17 protein-coding genes, 2 tRNA genes and 1 pseudogene are annotated in these 17,240 nt (G+C 38.6%); 3 read left to right on the forward strand and 17 right to left on the reverse strand.

The features are described 5' to 3' along the window. Positions 1 to 2: 2 nt before the first annotated feature. The 14 genes and pseudogenes from yihA to MKX55_RS12870 all read right to left on the reverse strand — a co-directional run bounded on the left by yihA (position 3) and on the right by MKX55_RS12870 (position 12,886). Positions 3 to 599: a ribosome biogenesis GTP-binding protein YihA/YsxC gene (gene yihA / locus MKX55_RS12805; RefSeq protein ID WP_042534417.1), complete on the reverse strand. Its 597-nt coding sequence runs from the start codon at positions 597 to 599 to the stop codon at positions 3 to 5. Then, a complete protein-coding gene (lon, locus tag MKX55_RS12810; RefSeq protein ID WP_339233116.1) occupies positions 589 to 2,925 on the reverse strand; it encodes an endopeptidase La in 2,337 nt (778 codons plus the stop codon). The genes yihA and lon overlap by 11 nt, the downstream gene beginning before the upstream one ends. Positions 2,926 to 3,217: 292 nt before the next feature. Beyond that, positions 3,218 to 4,495: an ATP-dependent protease ATP-binding subunit ClpX gene (gene clpX / locus MKX55_RS12815; RefSeq protein ID WP_042534419.1), complete on the reverse strand. Its 1,278-nt coding sequence runs from the start codon at positions 4,493 to 4,495 to the stop codon at positions 3,218 to 3,220. Between the two features lie 14 nt (positions 4,496 to 4,509). Continuing rightward, a pseudogene (locus tag MKX55_RS12820) lies at positions 4,510 to 4,653 on the reverse strand (ClpX C4-type zinc finger protein); the annotation flags it as partial. Between the two features lie 329 nt (positions 4,654 to 4,982). After that, entirely contained in the window at positions 4,983 to 6,269 is a 1,287-nt protein-coding gene (gene tig / locus MKX55_RS12825; protein ID WP_339177520.1) for a trigger factor, read from the reverse strand. 122 nt (positions 6,270 to 6,391) lie between these two features. Continuing rightward, positions 6,392 to 7,366, reverse strand: coding sequence for a tetratricopeptide repeat protein (locus MKX55_RS12830; RefSeq protein ID WP_339177523.1), 975 nt, complete (start codon positions 7,364 to 7,366; stop codon positions 6,392 to 6,394). A gap of 399 nt (positions 7,367 to 7,765) precedes the next feature. After that, a tRNA-Arg gene (locus MKX55_RS12835) sits at positions 7,766 to 7,839 on the reverse strand. A 4-nt stretch (positions 7,840 to 7,843) separates the two neighbouring features. After that, positions 7,844 to 7,917, reverse strand: a tRNA-Gly gene (locus MKX55_RS12840). A 269-nt stretch (positions 7,918 to 8,186) separates the two neighbouring features. Further along, the gene (locus MKX55_RS12845) at positions 8,187 to 8,696 is read right to left on the reverse strand and encodes a metallophosphoesterase (RefSeq protein WP_339233117.1); all 510 of its coding nucleotides are present in this window, start codon (positions 8,694 to 8,696) and stop codon (positions 8,187 to 8,189) included. Between the two features lie 21 nt (positions 8,697 to 8,717). Beyond that, a complete protein-coding gene (locus MKX55_RS12850) occupies positions 8,718 to 9,311 on the reverse strand; it encodes an XTP/dITP diphosphatase (RefSeq protein WP_339233118.1) in 594 nt (197 codons plus the stop codon). A gap of 19 nt (positions 9,312 to 9,330) precedes the next feature. Continuing rightward, complete coding sequence (gene rph / locus MKX55_RS12855; protein WP_339233119.1) at positions 9,331 to 10,077, reverse strand: ribonuclease PH; 747 nt, start codon at positions 10,075 to 10,077, stop codon at positions 9,331 to 9,333. Positions 10,078 to 10,246: 169 nt separating this feature from the next. Beyond that, positions 10,247 to 11,320, reverse strand: coding sequence for a GerMN domain-containing protein (locus MKX55_RS12860; protein ID WP_339233121.1), 1,074 nt, complete (start codon positions 11,318 to 11,320; stop codon positions 10,247 to 10,249). Positions 11,321 to 11,592: 272 nt separating this feature from the next. Continuing rightward, positions 11,593 to 12,408 carry a glutamate racemase gene (gene racE, locus MKX55_RS12865; RefSeq protein ID WP_339233122.1) on the reverse strand — a complete coding sequence of 272 codons (816 nt, stop codon included), beginning with the start codon at positions 12,406 to 12,408 and terminating at the stop codon, positions 11,593 to 11,595. 25 nt (positions 12,409 to 12,433) lie between these two features. Beyond that, positions 12,434 to 12,886, reverse strand: coding sequence for a MarR family transcriptional regulator (locus MKX55_RS12870; protein ID WP_339185243.1), 453 nt, complete (start codon positions 12,884 to 12,886; stop codon positions 12,434 to 12,436). A gap of 271 nt (positions 12,887 to 13,157) precedes the next feature. Here MKX55_RS12870 and MKX55_RS12875 point away from each other — a divergent pair, with 271 nt between their 5' ends. After that, complete coding sequence (locus tag MKX55_RS12875) at positions 13,158 to 13,382, forward strand: response regulator transcription factor (protein ID WP_040981732.1); 225 nt, start codon at positions 13,158 to 13,160, stop codon at positions 13,380 to 13,382. A gap of 316 nt (positions 13,383 to 13,698) precedes the next feature. Here the strand turns inward: MKX55_RS12875 and MKX55_RS12880 are convergent, their stop codons facing one another. Further along, positions 13,699 to 14,514, reverse strand: a complete 816-nt coding sequence (locus MKX55_RS12880) for an Ltp family lipoprotein (RefSeq protein WP_339233123.1) — start codon at positions 14,512 to 14,514, stop codon at positions 13,699 to 13,701. Positions 14,515 to 14,889: 375 nt separating this feature from the next. On the opposite strand from MKX55_RS12880, the gene MKX55_RS12885 reads away from it, so the two are divergent. Beyond that, complete coding sequence (locus tag MKX55_RS12885) at positions 14,890 to 15,279, forward strand: helix-turn-helix transcriptional regulator (RefSeq protein WP_339233124.1); 390 nt, start codon at positions 14,890 to 14,892, stop codon at positions 15,277 to 15,279. A 24-nt stretch (positions 15,280 to 15,303) separates the two neighbouring features. Then, on the forward strand, positions 15,304 to 15,681 hold the full coding sequence (locus MKX55_RS12890; RefSeq protein ID WP_193062402.1) for a PH domain-containing protein: 378 nt from the start codon (positions 15,304 to 15,306) through the stop codon (positions 15,679 to 15,681). A gap of 209 nt (positions 15,682 to 15,890) precedes the next feature. Here the strand turns inward: MKX55_RS12890 and MKX55_RS12895 are convergent, their stop codons facing one another. Both MKX55_RS12895 and sdhB read right to left on the reverse strand, forming a co-directional pair. Continuing rightward, a complete protein-coding gene (locus MKX55_RS12895; RefSeq protein WP_339177537.1) occupies positions 15,891 to 16,331 on the reverse strand; it encodes a thioesterase family protein in 441 nt (146 codons plus the stop codon). 132 nt (positions 16,332 to 16,463) lie between these two features. Then, complete coding sequence (sdhB, locus tag MKX55_RS12900) at positions 16,464 to 17,228, reverse strand: succinate dehydrogenase iron-sulfur subunit (protein WP_042534429.1); 765 nt, start codon at positions 17,226 to 17,228, stop codon at positions 16,464 to 16,466. Positions 17,229 to 17,240: the final 12 nt, after the last annotated feature.

The raw sequence follows: 17,240 nt of genomic DNA on the forward strand, positions 1-17,240 counted from the left end.
TTTTACGGACGCTCCTCCGCGATGAAAGATTTTATCGCTCCCCAGACCGCATCTTTGCCTTCGCCGGTTTCTGCGGAAAATGGAATAAAAATATCATCTGGATCTATTTCTAAAACCTTCTTAGATCGTTTAATATGCTTGTCCTTCTTTGTTTTGGGGATTTTATCCAGCTTTGTTCCGATCACGATGACCGGAAGCTCAAAAAACTTCAAATAATCATACATCTGAACATCATCCGTCGTCGGTTCATGACGTAAATCAGTAATTAAAATAACAGCCCGAAGCGGTTCTCTATTTTTAAAATACTCTTCCATCATGCCGCCCCATTTTGCCCGCTCCTTCTTAGATACCTGTGCGTATCCATAACCTGGAACATCGACAAAATAAAGGGATTCATTAATCAGATAGAAATTTAACGTTTGCGTTTTTCCCGGCTTGGAAGAAGTCCTTGCCAAGTTTTTCCGGTTAATCAGCTTGTTGATTAAGGAAGATTTCCCGACATTTGAACGGCCAGCCAGCGCAAACTCAGGATATTGCTCCTGCGGATATTGCTTCTCACTGACAGCACTGATTACAATTTCTGCTTGATTAACTTTCATTAGGTTCATCCTCCTTTACCAACGCGATTTCTAAGACTTCATCTAAATGCTTCACCGGGATAAACTGAAGCCCCTCACGGACACTTTCTGGAATGTCTTCTATATCTTTTTCATTATCCTCCGGAAGAATAATCGTTGTCAATCCGGCGCGATGTGCACTTAATGCTTTTTCTTTTAATCCGCCAATAGGCAAGACACGCCCGCGAAGTGTAATTTCACCGGTCATTCCTACCTCTCTTTTGATAGGATGCCCTGTCAAAGAAGATACGAGGGCTGTTGCAATGGTAATTCCGGCTGACGGACCGTCTTTAGGTGTTGCGCCGGCAGGAACATGGATATGAATATCGTACTTTTCATAAAAATCGGGTTCTATATTCAACTGTTCTGTACGGGAACGCACATAGCTAAACGCCGCTTGCGCCGATTCCTGCATAACGCCGCCAAGCTTACCAGTCAGCTTTAAGCTCCCTTTCCCCGGATAATGCGTTACCTCTATCGATAAAATATCTCCACCAGCTGTTGTATATGCAAGGCCTGTTGCCGCCCCAACCTGATTTTCTTCTTCAATCAATCCATATCGGTATGCCGGCTTGCCCAGATATTCTTCTACAATGCGGTCAGTAATAATAATCCTGTCCTTGCTTTCATCAGAGACAAGCTCTTTAGCCGCTTTCCGGCAAAGCGTCGCAATTTGTCTTTCCAAACCGCGGACACCGGCCTCCCTCGTATATGTTCGGATTAATTTCATGATGGAAGACTCACGAATTTGTATTTTACTTTTAGTCAGTCCATTTTCTTTAATTTGTTTTGGTATAAGGTGACGTTTCGCGATATGCAGCTTTTCAACCTCTGTATAACCCGGGATAGAGATTAATTCCATCCGATCCAATAACGGCTCTGGAATACTGTTGATGTTATTTGCGGTAGCAATAAACAAGACATTAGATAAATCATAGGTCTCTTCAATGTAATGATCACTAAAGTTATGATTTTGTTCTGGATCCAGTACCTCCAGCATAGCTGAAGAAGGATCGCCCCGAAAATCATTAGACATTTTCTCAATTTCATCTAATAAAAATACCGGATTAACCGTTTCGGCCCGCCGCATTCCTTGCATAATTCTTCCCGGCATGGCGCCGATATAAGTTCGGCGATGACCGCGAATTTCCGCTTCATCCCGAATACCGCCTAAAGAAATACGGACAAAATTCCGGTCAATTGCGTTGGCAATTGACTTCGCTAGAGAGGTCTTCCCGACTCCAGGTGGTCCGACCAGACATAAAATCGGTCCCTTTATCGTATTAGTAAGCTTTTGAACAGCTAAGTATTCTAAAATGCGTTCCTTCACCTTTTCTAGTCCATAGTGATCTGCATTTAACACTTTTTCAGCTTTCTTCATTTGAATATTATCTTCTGTTTTTGTTTGCCATGGCAGCGAAACAAGCCACTCAATATAATTTCGGATGACAGAGCTTTCGGCAGATGACTGCGGGACCTTTTCGTAACGTCCCAATTCCTTCATCGCAACGTTGGTAATTCTTTCAGGCATATCAGACTGTTCAATTTTTGTTCTGAGCTGCTCCAATTCGCCAGTTCTGCCGTCACGGTCTCCCAATTCTTTTTGTATCACTTTTAACTGCTCTCTTAAATAATATTCTTTTTGAGTTTTTTCCATGGAAGTTTTAATCTTTTGACCGATTTTCTTTTCAATAGATAAAATCTTCCGCTCATCCGCAATAATATCCAGAAGCTTATGTATTCTTTCCGTGACATCAAAGCATTCTAATATCTCCTGCTTATCATCCAGCTTTAAAGAAAGATGTGAGGTAATCATATCCGCTAAGCGGCCCGGATGATCAATATCGCCAACGGTTTCAAATGTTTCATCCGTTAATTTACGTGAAACCTTTATGTACTGTTGGAATTGTTCAAGCAGCGTACGCATTAAAGCTTCAGTTTCATAGCTGTCTCCAACAATCTCCTCTTTTTCTTCTGCCTCCACAATAAAATTTTCTTCTTCTTCCAGATAACGAATAACCTCCGCCCGATAGAACCCTTCTACAAGTACTCGTTGTGTTCCATTCGGCAGCTTCGTAATCTGTTTGATTTTTGCAACGGTTCCAATATTGTAGATGTCAGCAGAACTCGGGTCATCTGAATTCATTTTTTTCTGTGAAGCTAAAAATATGTATTGATCAGCTAACATAGCTTGTTCCAAAGAAGCAATAGACTTATCCCTTCCTACATCAAGGTGTAATACCATCGACGGAAACACAATCAACCCCCGCAGAGGCAGCAGCGGCATTTTTAAATAGTTTGCTGTCATACATTCACCCCCTATTTTCATTTTTTATGTATTTTCTCTGTAAGGCTCTTTCTAAGTGTAAAAAAAAATCAACAAAATGTAAACACCATCATACCTTCTTTTATTATAAACAAGTATACAGGTATCTATGATTATTATAATCATTTTATAAAACAAAACGTTTATTCAGCAGGAGTTTCACCAATCGGGCATCGTGATAAAAGAAGATTTTCCTGAAAGCATGTCCTATACCAGCAGAAAAGAGGAAGAATGCAGATTCTGACCAGAATCTGCATTCCTCACCCGTTTATGCTTATGCACTTTCCTTTGGTAATTTCTCATTTCCTTCTTGAACGGTACCATCCTGGAAAACAAGTTTTGGACTTCCATCTTCCTGGATAACAGTGTCCTTTGTAATGATGCATTTTTCTACATCTTCTCTAGAAGGAAGGTCGAACATAACATCTACAATGATTCCTTCTATGATAGAACGAAGTCCGCGTGCACCAGTCTTCCGTTCAATAGCTTTCTTAGCAATTTCGATAAGCGCATCCTGTTCAAATTCAAGCTCGACATTATCAATTTCAAACAGTTTTTGATACTGTTTAACAAGTGCATTCTTTGGTTTAGTCAAAATTTCAATCAGGGCATCTTCATCCAGCGGAGTAAGACTGCCGATTACCGGAATACGTCCGATAAATTCTGGGATTAAACCATAGCGTAATAAATCTTCCGGAAGAACTTTAGACAGCAATTGGGCTGTATCCAATTCTTCCTGCTCTTCATTCGCACCAAAACCAATTACTTTTTTACCAATACGGCGCTTGATTACTTGATCAATACCGTCAAATGCACCGCCGACAATAAATAAAATATTGGTTGTATCGATTTGAATAAATTCTTGATGCGGATGCTTTCTTCCGCCTTGAGGAGGTACGCTTGCTACTGTTCCTTCCAAGATTTTTAGAAGTGCCTGCTGTACGCCTTCTCCAGAAACATCTCTTGTAATTGATGGATTTTCAGATTTTCTTGCCACTTTGTCAATCTCATCAATATAAATGATTCCTTTTTCTGCTTTTTCTACATCATAATCTGCAGCCTGGATCAGTTTGAGAAGAATATTTTCTACATCCTCTCCTACATATCCTGCTTCTGTTAATGATGTTGCATCAGCCATTGCAAATGGTACATTAATAATCCTTGCTAATGTTTGAGCTAAGAGTGTTTTACCGCTTCCTGTAGGTCCAATCATGGCAATATTACTTTTAGAGATTTCTACATCCCCGTTATGCATGCCAGAATTAACACGTTTGTAGTGGTTATATACTGCTACAGAAAGATTTCTTTTGGCTTTATCTTGACCAATCACGTAATCATCAAGTGTATCACAAATTTCTTTTGGCTTTGGAATCTCATTCATTTCCATGCCTTCCTCGGTGCCAAGCTCTTCTTCAACGATTTCCGTGCATAATTCAATACATTCGTCACATATATAAACACCGGGACCAGCTACCAGCTTTCGTACTTGTTCTTGGCCTTTGCCACAAAAAGAACATTTCAATTGTCCTTTTTCTTCATTAAATTTAAACATTACTTTTCGCCGCCTTCCTCAACAATCTCTGAGACTTTCCTAACACATTCGTTACATATATAAACGCCAGGGCCAGCTACTAATTTCTGAACTTCTTTTTCGTTCTTCCCACAAAAAGAGCAATTTGATTGTCCCATCCCGGCTTCTAAATTCACCATTTTCATTCACTCCTACATGTGCCTTGTCGGATTAGCAGTCAGCTTTATAATTCATCATATCAGATACAAATAGAAATACAAAACAATATACTTTTTATATTTTCTAAAGATAATCCTATGATAAGTGTGTCTATACAGTATGAATCAATTCTTTTAAATGTCAACTATTTGCAATTCCATCTGTATAGTATACTTTATATCCTGGAACAAATACCGCTTTTGACAAAATCTTTGTTTATTCGACACTGTCCTAATTAACAGGAAAGACAAGGCACGTCTCTCGGCGCACCTTGTCTTATTTATCCTCTTTTTTCACTTGTTCATAAAAATTATTTTGTTTTGCTGTTTTCAGCTAAGAACTCAATTGCAGCACGCATTTTTAAATCATTTTCTAATGTTTCTGTTGAACCGCCAAGCATTTGTAGAAGCTGTTCTTTCTCAACACCGTACATAGAGCCCATTTTTTCAAGCTCTGCATCGATATCCTCTTCTGTAGCTTCAAGATTTTCAGCTTCAGCAATTGCTTCTAACGTCAAGTTGGTTTTGACACGTTTTTCAGCATCTTCACGCATTTGTTCTTTCAAAGCATTCTCATCTTGCCCTGAGAATTGGCTGTACATTTCTAATGTCATGCCTTGCATTTGAAGCTGTTGTTCAAATTCGCGAACCATCTGGTTTACTTCTGTGTCTACCATTGCTTCTGGAACCTCTACCTCGATATTATCTGAAGCTTGTTGAAGTAATTCTTCACGCTGTTCATTTTCAGCTTGTTGTTTTTTGTTTGTTTCCAGTTCTTCGCGTTTTTTTGCTTTCAATTCATCAAGTGTTTCTACTTCTTCATCAACATCTTTTGCAAATTCATCATCCAGTTCTGGTAATTCTTTTGCTTTTACTTCATGAATTTTCACTTTAAAGACCGCATCCTGACCAGCTAAATCTTCCGCATGGTATTCTTCAGGGAAAGTGATTTCTACCTCTGTTTCATCACCAGCTTTTTTACCAATCAATTGTTCTTCAAAGCCAGGGATAAATTGTCCGGAACCAATTTCCAGTGAATGATTTTCACCTTGTCCGCCTTCAAAAGCAACGCCATCTTTGAATCCTTCAAAATCAATAACAGCAGTATCGCCGTCTTCGATTTCGCTATCTTCTTTTACAACCAATTCTGCTTGGCGTTCACGAAGATTTTCGATTTCTTGTTCTACATCTTCATCAGTTACTTCTACAGATTTTTCTTCCACTTCTAGACCTTTATATTCGCCAAGTTTCACCTCTGGTTTCACTTCTACTTCCGCAGTGAAAACAAGCGGTTGTCCTTTTTCAATCTGATCAATGTCAATAGAAGGCTGTGCAATTGGGAAAATCTCAGCTTCATCAACTGCTTTAGAATAAGCACTAGGAAGTACAATATCTACTGCGTCTTGATATAGAGATTCTACGCCAAAGCGTTTTTCAAAAATACTGCGTGGAATTTTCCCTTTACGGAAACCAGGAATCTGAACATCCTTCGATACCTTTTTGAACGCTTGGTCTAACGCTTGATCAAAGTCTTCAACAGATACTTCAAACGTTAATACTCCTTTATTACCTTCTTGTTTTTCCCATTTTGTTGTCATTATTATTCCCTCCAAAATCAAATCTATCATTGCATTTCATTATTCATTTGATCAATCATTTTTCCTGATTTACAACCACCTCATTATAACACATATCTTTTGTGTTTCAAGCATTTTACTACCTACTCTTCAATGATACTTAAATAAAGCGAGTTACAAATTTTTATAGACTCTATCCATGATTGGGCAGTTTCATTCAATTCGTCCAGCTGCACATCCAGCTGTAAATAGTCATTTCCAAGAATATAGACGGCTTCTGCAAAAGAAAACATATCACTCTCTTTCGGTGTAAATGGATAAGTCACATAAAAGTAACGATATACAAGCTGCTCAATCAAATTTAATAGAGATGGATTGGCTTCTGCCCTTTTTTCTAATTCTTCCGTTATAGATATGTAGCTTTTCTCTTCAGATATCTGGATCAATTCCGTCGGCTGAGTAACCATCATTGCCTCAAATTTATGTATGTAGACAGATCTTTCTACGCCTGTTTCTTTGAACCATTCTAATAAAGCAGTTTTAATAACAGGATGCACTTGAGGGTTTTCAAGCAGTCTGATATTTTCTTCCTCCGGATTTGCCTGTATCCGCCGGAGGTTATCAATGATATTCCATTGCTTCAGATAATCATCATCCCTTACAGCTTTCTTAAGTTCTTTCATGAAACTGACGGCATTGTCTTCATCGATTCCAATCTTCATATTGCCGCTCATTTCATACAACTGCTGAAAAGGCTCTTGAAGCATGTCAGGAATCATATTATGCTCAAATTCTATTTCTAACAAATCCATCAAATGCTGATACTGGCTTGTTTGAAAAAGAATGGTTAAATAAATATGGAAGTAATGATAATAATGTGCGTCTTTTCTAGCCAGCAGTTCTTCACTGAGCTGCTCTGCATCCTTATAATTACCTAATTCCATCAAACACATTAATTTACCAATATATATTTCATGACTTCCTTCATGATATGCAATCAGACTGTTTAATTTATCTAATGCCTCTTTGTACCTTTTTTCCTTTAATGCATGCAAACCTTCTTCTTCCAATTGTTTTTTCGTATTCGGAAATAATATCACCTTGGCACTGTCTTTCATTTGTTCACCTCTATTCTGGATTCCCAAAAATTTTTCTTCAAATCTGTTATACCCTATCCTGCATTATTTAAACTATTTTTTTCGGATTATATCTGCAGCAGGTTTAATCTTGCTGTCTCTTTATCATGTTACCCTTAAAAAAGCAGCGGGTCTACATTAATTTGCAAAAGATAGTTAAATTCATTTTAGGCACTTCATCAAAATCTATGCTCATAAATCGTACGTGATATAGATGTAAGCTGCTGCACCCGAAAAATAACGTCAGCTAGTTTCTTTCTTAACTGAATTTATTCACATCCCTGCAAGCCCAGTTTTTAGTATAGAGCCCATTATCTTTTTCTAGAAATCAAAAACGCTCAAAACCTTATTAACCGAGGTTTTGAGCGTTTGATCTGTTTACGTCCCAGGCAGGATTCGAACCTGCGACCCACAGCTTAGAAGGCTGTTGCTCTATCCTGCTGAGCTACTGGGACAAATTGGAGCGGGTGAAGGGAATCGAACCCTCGTCATCAGCTTGGAAGGCTGAGGTTTTACCATTAAACTACACCCGCAATTACCGCGTTTTATGTATGAAATGATGTGCACCGTTTTTAACGGACAAGTAATATTATATGTGGGATAGAAGTTTTTGTCAACAGATTTTTAATTTTTATTTCCCGGTTTCATAAAAATGGCGAAAACACTAGGTACACAAGGAAAAAACAGCTTAAAAATTCTCTAGTGAAAGCAATAAAAACAGTCCACATTCTCTTTTCAGAAAAATATGAACTGCTTTTATCTTATTATCGTCCATAACATTCTCACTATGTGAAGTTTCGTTTTACAAAGAAGTACGATAGCTCATATCTTCTATTTTTCCATCTTTTAAAGTGTAGAAGTCTACCTGCACTTCATCTGTCTTCTCCCAGCTTAAAACAGCGTATGTTTTTTCCACACGATTTCTAGGCATGCGAATACTCCCTGGATTGATAAATAATTGGTTCCCTATTTTTTGGGCACCAGCAATATGGGTATGACCAAAGCATATGACATTCGCAGCATGCTCTTCTGCTGTATAGGATAGATTGGTCAAGCTTCCTTTCACTTGGTGAAGATGTCCATGCGTTACAAAGAAACGAAGACCATTTAAATCTAACACTTCTTGTTCTGGGTAAAGCGAATCAAAATCACAATTTCCTCCAACTTTATAAAAAGCACTCAACTCTGCAGCATCAAAATCCAGCTCCGAATCACCGCAATGGATGTATAAATCTGCAGCATGCTTTTCCGTCATTTCTTCCAGTTCTTTCGTCAACCCGTGACTGTCACTTGTAATCAGTACGCTTGTCATTATACTCCTCCTCTTCATTGCTTAGAGCAAATGTATATTTTGTTCCAACTGATTCATCGCTATCTTCCGGTGGCTGATTTGATTTTTTTCAGCCGGATCCAGCTCTGCCATTGTTTTTTCATAGCCCTCCGGTACAAAAATAGGATCGTAGCCGAAACCATTTTCTCCACTCTGTTCCGTTTGAATATGACCTTCACAATACCCAGTTACAAACAACGGCTCCTGACCAGGCTGAGCAATTGCTAAGACACAGACAAAGCGAGCTACGCGTTCCTCTTCAGGAATTTCCTTCATTTCCTCCAGAACCTTATCGATATTCGCTTGATCATCTGTCGGCTCGCCGGCATAACGGGCGGAATACACTCCGGGTCTTCCTTCTAAACTGTCAATAACCAGCCCTGAATCATCAGCCAGCACCGTCTTTTGGAAACGATTAGAAATTTGCTCCGCTTTGATAGCTGCATTTTCTACAAAGCTCTCCCCTGTCTCTTCAATATCTGGAATGTCCTCGTCTAAATCAAGCAGGGAAACAACCTCAATGTGATGAGGAGCAAAGAAATCTCTAAATTCTTTTACTTTTCCTTTATTTTTTGTTGCAATAATAATCTTCTTCATGGTATCTCCCCCAATGAAATCAGTCTTGGTTAACCAAATCTGCAATAGAGCCAAGCGTTTCTTTCTGCTGGCTGATCAATTCATGAATACCTTGTTCACCTAAGCCGAGCATCGCTTGTAATTGCTTTGGACTAAATGTAGCTTCTTCTCCAGTTCCCTGTAGTTCTACAAATTCCCCTTTACCAGTCATTACAATATTCATATCGACATCCGCTGTGCTGTCTTCCTGATAATTCAAATCAAGTACCTCATGTCCCTCGGGCAATACGCCAACTGAAATTGCCGCTAAGAAATCAGTTAAAGGAAGCTCCTTCAGGACTCTCTTTTCAACGAGCTGATGAAGTGCAATTGCCATAGCGACATAAGCACCAGTGATGGAAGCTGTTCTAGTTCCGCCATCCGCTTGAATAACATCACAGTCAATCCAGATGGTCCGTTCCCCGATTTTGGAAAGGTCAACAACTGAACGTAGTGCTCGTCCAATTAAACGTTGTATCTCCATCGTTCTGCCGCTCACTTTTCCTTTAGAAGATTCACGAATATTACGCTGCTCTGTTGCACGCGGCAGCATTGCATATTCCGCTGTAATCCATCCTTTTCCCTGGCCTCTCATAAATGGCGGCACTCTATCTTCAATACTCGCATTACAAATAACCTTTGTCTGGCCCATTTCAATTAATACAGACCCCTCCGGATGCGTAATATAGCCCGGTGTTATTTTTATCGGCCGCAATTCATTTGGTTTTCGATTATCCTGTCTTTCCATCTGTTTTCCTCCTTATTTCACATTACATAGCTTATCATATTTTCGAAAAAAGAAACATGAGAATGCTGTTAAAAGAAGTATGTATCTTCAAATTATCCGTTCAAAGAAAAAAGCACCTCAAGAACAGATAAACTGCTCTCCAGATGCTTCATCGCACATTGCAATCCTTTTATAATTCTTCACTTGGTGTATATATCTCTGCTGACACCGGTGCAGAATAAGGCTCTCCATTTTCATTAAATACTTCATCCACGTTTTCAACCTGAACATCTACCGCTTCAATGTTTGGCCGCTGCGTCAATGTTCTGACCATAGTCTCCATCACTTCATCTGAAATAATATTTTGCTCGGAATCCATCAGGATGCCTTCATTAAATGTCAGATGGACGACCCCTTCCTCTATAACCGGATCCGCTGTTAAAGCCGCTTCCGGACTAAAAACATTCACAACATGATTTTGATATCCTGGACCGTCAATCAGTTCATTCACAACGCCTGTTAAATCATTTTCATCATCCATCTCGACATATTGCGTAACAGGAACATAATAACGGTTATTTTCCTGTTCTACCGGATAAAACATGGTAACTGGACTGCTGTTAAAATAGTCCAAGGTATCATTATTAGTCAGATTGATTCCCTTTGCCCGTGTATAACCATTATTAATCGGTGTACCATTTACTGGCATTTCCTTTAAATCGACCCCATCTACCCGAAGCTTGACCTTATTAACATTCTCAAATTGTGTCAGCGTGTGCGTAACGGCTTCTAAAATAGGAAGCTCAGATGCTGCTTCATAATCGGAAAATTCTCCGGATAAATCTACGACAATTGTACCGTCTTCTTGAAGATCAATGCCAAGGACCTCTGTATCCTCCGGAAGCACAGCTTGGAAGCCGTTTGGCAGCATTGGAGTGATTGGACCGCCTTTAACCATATATTCAATGACTTGCTGCGCCACTTGATTTGTTTCAGGAATTGGAAGCTCAATCATTTGTGAAGCAACCATCCCGTTTGAATCAATTAAATACAACTCTCTAGAAACCGTATCTTCTGCTTCCTCAGGAGGAGCTGCAGCATCTTCTTCATTTGCTGCCTCATCATCTACTGTTTCTTCCCCATTTACTGCTTCTGCATTTTGCGGAGGATCCACCTCTTTTGATGACTGTTCTCCTTTAAAACATCCTGCCAATAAGACTAATATTCCAAAAGCCACGATTAATCGGATTATCATTTTACTCATGCAACTACCTCCCAAGATGGTTTGTACTATTAATCATACGAGCCCATCTCAAGAAATAGACCAGAAATTAGATAGTTTATGAAGGAAGTTTCATTTTATATCTGAAAAAGACCACATAAAGTGAAACTTCAAATCAGTGGAGAGTTCGACGCACGGCTCTTTACGATAGGGCGGGTAATCGCAGCAATGTTGTCAGGTTAATATGCCGCTTCGATAAAAAACTCCTATGCAGAGATTCACTCTCATCTGCATAGGAGTTAGAGCTACTGAGATTAAACATGACGCAAATCTGCATGTTTAATTGTCAGCACACCGAAATTACTATCCTTAAATATTTTTTGTGTGATTTCGATAAAAATATTCAAATCTCCTGTCGCATAAAATTCATGGGGCGGCATAGGGTCATCACCATTCGCAATTTGGTGAATATCTAATGTTGTACTCGTCTCTCTCGCCGTTTCTTCACTTGAAGAAATAACAGTAATTTTCTCTCCTGCCACCTCTTGAATAGTATCCTTTAATAGTGGATAATGCGTACAGCCTAAAATCAATGTATCCATTTGATCATGCTCTAAAATAGGCACCAGAGTTGTTTCCACTACTTGTTTTGCTTCCGGCCCGTCCAGGACCCCTTTTTCTACCATCGGAACAAACGCAGGGCAAGCTAAAGAAATAACCTCAATATCAGACTTGATTTGACGTAGTGCATAACTATATGCACCGCTCCGCACCGTTCCTTCTGTTCCAATTACACCGATATAATTATTCTTCGTAGACTTGATTGCAGCCCTCGCGCCAGGCTTGATAACGCCAATAACCGGAATATCCAATTTTTCTTGTAACTCTTCTATTGTAAATGCGGTCGCCGTATTACAAGCAATCACAAGCATTTTTATATTTTTTTTAAGTAAAAAACGGACCATTTCCCAAGTGAATTGTTTTACCTCTTCTTTCGTTCTCGGTCCGTATGGGCATCTTTCTGTATCTCCTAAGTAAATAAGCGGCTCTTTAGGCAGCTGTCTCATTAGTTCATGAACAACCGTTAACCCGCCCACTCCTGAATCTATTACACCAATTGGCTGTTCCAAAACGCTCTCTCCCTTTTTACTATTGCTACTTCTCATTAACCTGCTTCATTTCATCATGCAAAAAGCCTAACAAATCATTCAACGTTTCTTTCTGCTCATCTGAAAATGAAGATAAAACATCCTGCAAATATTCCTGACGTTTTTGGATTACTTCTTCAATAATATGCTTCCCTTTTTCCAGAAGATGGATGCGCACCACGCGCCGGTCATTTGTATCACGGACACGCTCTACTAATTCATTTTTCTCTAAACGATCAACTAAGTCTGTCGTTGTACTAAATGCATGGCTAATACGGTTAGACAATTCGCCAACGGTCAAATCTCCTTCTTCCAGCAGCCACTGCAAGGCAATAAACTGCGGCGAAGTAATCGGATAATGATGTAATATTTTTCTGCCATTTTGTTTAATCATGCCAGAAATATACCTTAATTGTTTTTCCATTTTATTCACTGCTTCTACATCTTTACTCTTTTCCAATTCTTTATTTTTTTCCAAATTGATACCCCCTAAAAGTAAGAATTACTCCTGGTATTTTAACACTAATTATATAGCAATGGTTATGAAGTCATTTCTTGCTGCTTGTATTACATAGTAAACTAAAAATCGCTTCTTGAAAACTTTTTTAAAGCCGTCCAAGGCAAATACCTTTAAAAATGTACGCACTCTTTTGTTTCAGCCTTCATAAGCTATATCGACTAAATAATTTCCCTTCATGATGCAGTTCTATAAAGCAAGGAGGGGGTAACATTTGAAGGATAATGGGTATAAACCGAAGCAGCTGCTGACCAAACGCGAGAAAGAAGTGTTTGAACTATTGGTACAAGATAAAACAACAAAAGAGATTGCCCAAGAGCTATTCATCTCAGAAAAAACTGTGAGGAACCACATTTCAAACGCGATGCAAAAACTGGGGGTAAAAGGCCGTTCACAGGCTGTTGTTGAATTGCTTCGCATGGGCGAATTAAAACTGTAAACACACAAAAAAGAAAAAACGATACACCAGCATGTCGTTCGAGATCAAAATACATTTATTTTCTTTTTTATTCTATTTTTGTTTTGAGCTCAAATCAATACATGCATTCAGTGGTGAGATGCTGCGGCAGTACTCACCATACAATCGTATACTTTATCGTCATTCCTTACAGGTATAAACTAAGGTTATATGAAGGTGCTTTTTAGTCTGAGCTTTGAAAAAAATGAGCTCAGACTTTTTTATTTTTAAAAGTAATGAAAGGTTTGACAATCAAATACTCACCGCAAAAAAATCTCCATCTTCACATTTTACCTTTTTAAAAGCCTACTTGCTCCGCAGCATACGTAGCATGTTCATTACTGAATCCTTCAAACACGAGCTGCTCAATCAAGCCGCTTTTGGAAAAACTGGAATAAGACAAATAATCTTCTGCTGTTAATACTGCCTGCTCCTGCCAATCTACATCTAATTGACTGACTGCATTCACCGCATGTTCATTGCTGAATCCTTCAAATTCCAGCTGTTCTATCAAACCGCTTTCTGAAAAGCTCGTAAAAGCTATATAATCCTCTGCTGATAAAACTGCTTGTTCTTGCCAATCTACATCCAATTGATTGACTGCATAGACAGCTTCTTCATTTGTAAATCCTTCAAATTCCAACTGTTCTATCAAACCGCTTTCTGAAAAAGCAGTAAAATTTAAATAATCGCCAGCTGCGCTCACTGCATTTTGTTGAGAGAAGCTTTCTCCAGACGCTTCCTCTTCAATAAGTTCTTCTTCAACTTCTTCTGGTTCTATCGCTTCAGCCAGATCTTCCTCTGCCTCTTCGGATTCCTCGACTTCAGTCGGATTTTCCTCTGCTTCTTCAGGCTCCTCCGCTTCAACCGTTTCTTCCTCTATTTCTTCCGTTTCTTCCACTTCAGCTGGCCCTTCCTCCGTTTCTTCAGGCTCCTCTGCTTCAGCAAGTTCTTCTGCTTCTTCAGATTCCTCATCATTATTCATTTCATCTTGAGCAGGTTCCTCTGCTGCCTCTCCTTCATCCCCGCAACCGCTTAAAATTGCAGCGGCTGCGATAATAGCGATTAGAAAAAACTTCCATTTTTTCAAAACACGCTTTCTTTCTTTCGACATATTGACCGCCCCTGTATATGTAATAAGTAAATTTTACCACATGTAATCAAATAGTAATAGATAATATTTAACTTTTTCATAACTAAAAAATTTTATTGAATTAATTAAATTACATATGAATAGAAATATTTTTTCCTTATTCTCCATTTCTTTTTCTATTCCTATCCAACATCTGTATTTGCTGCTGCAGGCTTTCAAGAAATGTATTTTGACTTTTTTAGTTTTTCACGACTCCCTTATTAGGGTTACAATTGATTATAGTTTCATATTGTTACTTTTTTATAGATTTTTATATGAATAGTCGCTATTTGTTACATTCCATTTCAAGTAACACTTTGTTACTGTAAAATATAGTTATAGGGAGGATAAAAATAAATGCTTAATCAAAAATTAGCAGCATTAAGGAATGAAAAGAAAAATACCCAGCAAGAAATATCAATTATTATTGGTGTCACTCGCCCTGCATATACTGCTTATGAAAAAGGAACAAGAACACCAGATTATAATTTAGTAGTTAAATTAGCTGACTATTTCGAAGTAAGTGTGGACTACCTGCTAGGCAGAACGGATAATAGAAATTTAGAAAATGAATTCAATCCAATCTCAGAAATCAGTCGTTTGATTAAGGAATATAGAATGGAGTGTTCGAGCTTCCACGAGATTGATCGATGGGAGGCAATGGGACCGGAAGAAATGAAAGAATTGGAGAAATATTTTACATACATTACGGATATGGCTATGAAGAAACAAGAGTATAATAAATAAACTATAAAACTGGGGGACGAAATGATGGGAATTTTAGATGGTTTAATGGGAAATGCTTCAAACGTAGACGAAAAGGAAATCATGAAAGAATACGAGCAATTATTTATTGAAGGAGAAGAAGTAAGCGCAGCCTTTAAAGTTATTCGTGATTTATTTATTTTCACCAATAAACGTCTGATTTTGGTTGACAAACAAGGTTTAACCGGCAAGAAAACAGAATACCATTCCATACTGTATAAAAGCATCTCCCATTTCAGCGTGGAGACTGCCGGACATTTTGATATGGATGCGGAACTTAAAATATGGATTTCAGGTGGAGTCAATCCGCTTGTTTCTAAAACATTTAAGAAAGATACTAATATTTATGATATTCAAAAAGTTCTTGCTTCAGTAGTAGTTTAAATCATTTGGAAGAAAATTAGCTACTAACTAGAGGAAAGAAATTAAAAACTAGGAAAGCTCTATGAAAGCAGCGAAAACAGCAGAGCCAAATATACGCAAGCTGGATGGACGATAAAAAACTATCATCCATCCAGCTTTTTCTATTTAGACGATTAGCTAAGGGGTTCACCTTCTTCGTGTGCAGCTAAATTGAACACGATTAATATAGGTCATGTCTCCAGCAGCTTCTTCTTTAATGCATCAGACAGCTTTTTTGGCGCTTTCTTTTCTGTATCAATATAAACTAACCTTCCCCGGGCTGTCAGGATAACATCCTCTTCTCTCATCACTTTATAATGAATATCAAAGGAAGTATTACCGACCGACGCTGTTTTTACATAAACACGAATATCATCGCCAAAATAAAGCTCCTTCAGATAATTACATTGTAAATCAGCAACAATAATTCCGTCTTTTTGACGCATATCTTTTGATAAAAAGCTGATACTGTTTAAATAAGCGATGCGCGCTTCTTCAAAGTAAATAAATGGGGAAACATTATTCACATGACCATACATATCTGTTTCAGAAAATCGGACAGATATAGGAATATAGAAAGAAAAATCTTTCTCCCATGCCGAAAAATCTTCAATATAAGGAATACGAGACATACAACCTTTTCCTCTCTCTTGTACAATTTTATATCAATCTCTATCTTTTAATTAAAACGTTTTCATTTCCTGTTGAAGAAAAACCCTGACCGGATTAGTGGTTAGGGTTTTTCGTTTGTTATCCATCACCTATTAAAGTGCTGTGTCACTTCCAAAGAAGTTTTTAAATGCTTGGATATTGGTCGCGCGGTTCATTGCTGCGATAGAAGTTGTCAAAGGAATTCCTTTTGGACAAACTTGTACACAGTTTTGAGAATTTCCACAGCCGTCAATTCCGCCATCTTCCATTAAACCGTTTAAACGGTCACTGGCATTCATTTCACCTGTTGGATGCGCGTTAAATAATCGTGCTTGGGAAATAGCAGCAGGACCAATGAAATTGGAACTGTCATTTACGTTCGGACAAGCTTCCAGACAAACACCGCATGTCATACATTTAGACAGCTCATATGCCCATTGGCGTTTATTCTCCGGCATGCGCGGTCCAGGACCTAAATCATGCGTACCGTCGATTGGAATCCATGCTTTTACTTGCTTTAAAGCTTCAAACATGCGATCACGGTCGACGATAAGATCACGGACAACATCGAATGTAGCCATCGGCTCTAAACGGATAGGCTGCTCCAGCTGATCAACCAATGCCGCACAGGACTGCCTTGCTGTTCCATTAATAACCATTGAACAAGCTCCGCAAACCTCCTCTAAGCAGTTCATGTCCCACATGACTGGTGTAGTTTGCTCTCCTTTGCTGTTTACAGGATTTTTTCGGATTTCCATTAAAGCAGAAATAACATTCATATTCTGTCTATAAGGTATCTCAAACGTTTCCTCATAAGGAGCAGCGTCCGGACCGTCTTGTCTAGTTATAATAAAGGTAACTTTACTTTGTTCAGCCATTTCGTTTACTCC

Origin of the sequence: Oceanobacillus sp. FSL W7-1281 (genome assembly GCF_037969835.1) — a bacterium.
Classification (GTDB): Bacteria; Bacillota; Bacilli; order Bacillales; family Amphibacillaceae; genus Oceanobacillus; species Oceanobacillus oncorhynchi.

Excerpts from the sequence above, each read along its gene's own strand:
- MKX55_RS12830 (WP_339177523.1), bottom strand. The coding sequence starts at position 7,366 with ATGAAAGACAGTGCCAAGGTGATATTATTTCCGAATACGAAAAAACAA.
- MKX55_RS12845 (WP_339233117.1), bottom strand. The coding sequence starts at position 8,696 with ATGACAAGCGTACTGATTACAAGTGACAGTCACGGGTTGACGAAAGAA.
- clpX (WP_042534419.1), bottom strand. The coding sequence starts at position 4,495 with ATGTTTAAATTTAATGAAGAAAAAGGACAATTGAAATGTTCTTTTTGT.
- MKX55_RS12880 (WP_339233123.1), bottom strand. The coding sequence starts at position 14,514 with ATGTCGAAAGAAAGAAAGCGTGTTTTGAAAAAATGGAAGTTTTTTCTA.
- MKX55_RS12850 (WP_339233118.1), bottom strand. The coding sequence starts at position 9,311 with ATGAAGAAGATTATTATTGCAACAAAAAATAAAGGAAAAGTAAAAGAA.
- lon (WP_339233116.1), bottom strand. The coding sequence starts at position 2,925 with ATGACAGCAAACTATTTAAAAATGCCGCTGCTGCCTCTGCGGGGGTTG.
- MKX55_RS12890 (WP_193062402.1), top strand. The coding sequence starts at position 15,304 with ATGGGAATTTTAGATGGTTTAATGGGAAATGCTTCAAACGTAGACGAA.
- yihA (WP_042534417.1), bottom strand. The coding sequence starts at position 599 with ATGAAAGTTAATCAAGCAGAAATTGTAATCAGTGCTGTCAGTGAGAAG.
- tig (WP_339177520.1), bottom strand. The coding sequence starts at position 6,269 with ATGACAACAAAATGGGAAAAACAAGAAGGTAATAAAGGAGTATTAACG.
- MKX55_RS12860 (WP_339233121.1), bottom strand. The coding sequence starts at position 11,320 with ATGAGTAAAATGATAATCCGATTAATCGTGGCTTTTGGAATATTAGTC.
- sdhB (WP_042534429.1), bottom strand. The coding sequence starts at position 17,228 with ATGGCTGAACAAAGTAAAGTTACCTTTATTATAACTAGACAAGACGGT.
- MKX55_RS12885 (WP_339233124.1), top strand. The coding sequence starts at position 14,890 with ATGCTTAATCAAAAATTAGCAGCATTAAGGAATGAAAAGAAAAATACC.
- rph (WP_339233119.1), bottom strand. The coding sequence starts at position 10,077 with ATGGAAAGACAGGATAATCGAAAACCAAATGAATTGCGGCCGATAAAA.
- MKX55_RS12895 (WP_339177537.1), bottom strand. The coding sequence starts at position 16,331 with ATGTCTCGTATTCCTTATATTGAAGATTTTTCGGCATGGGAGAAAGAT.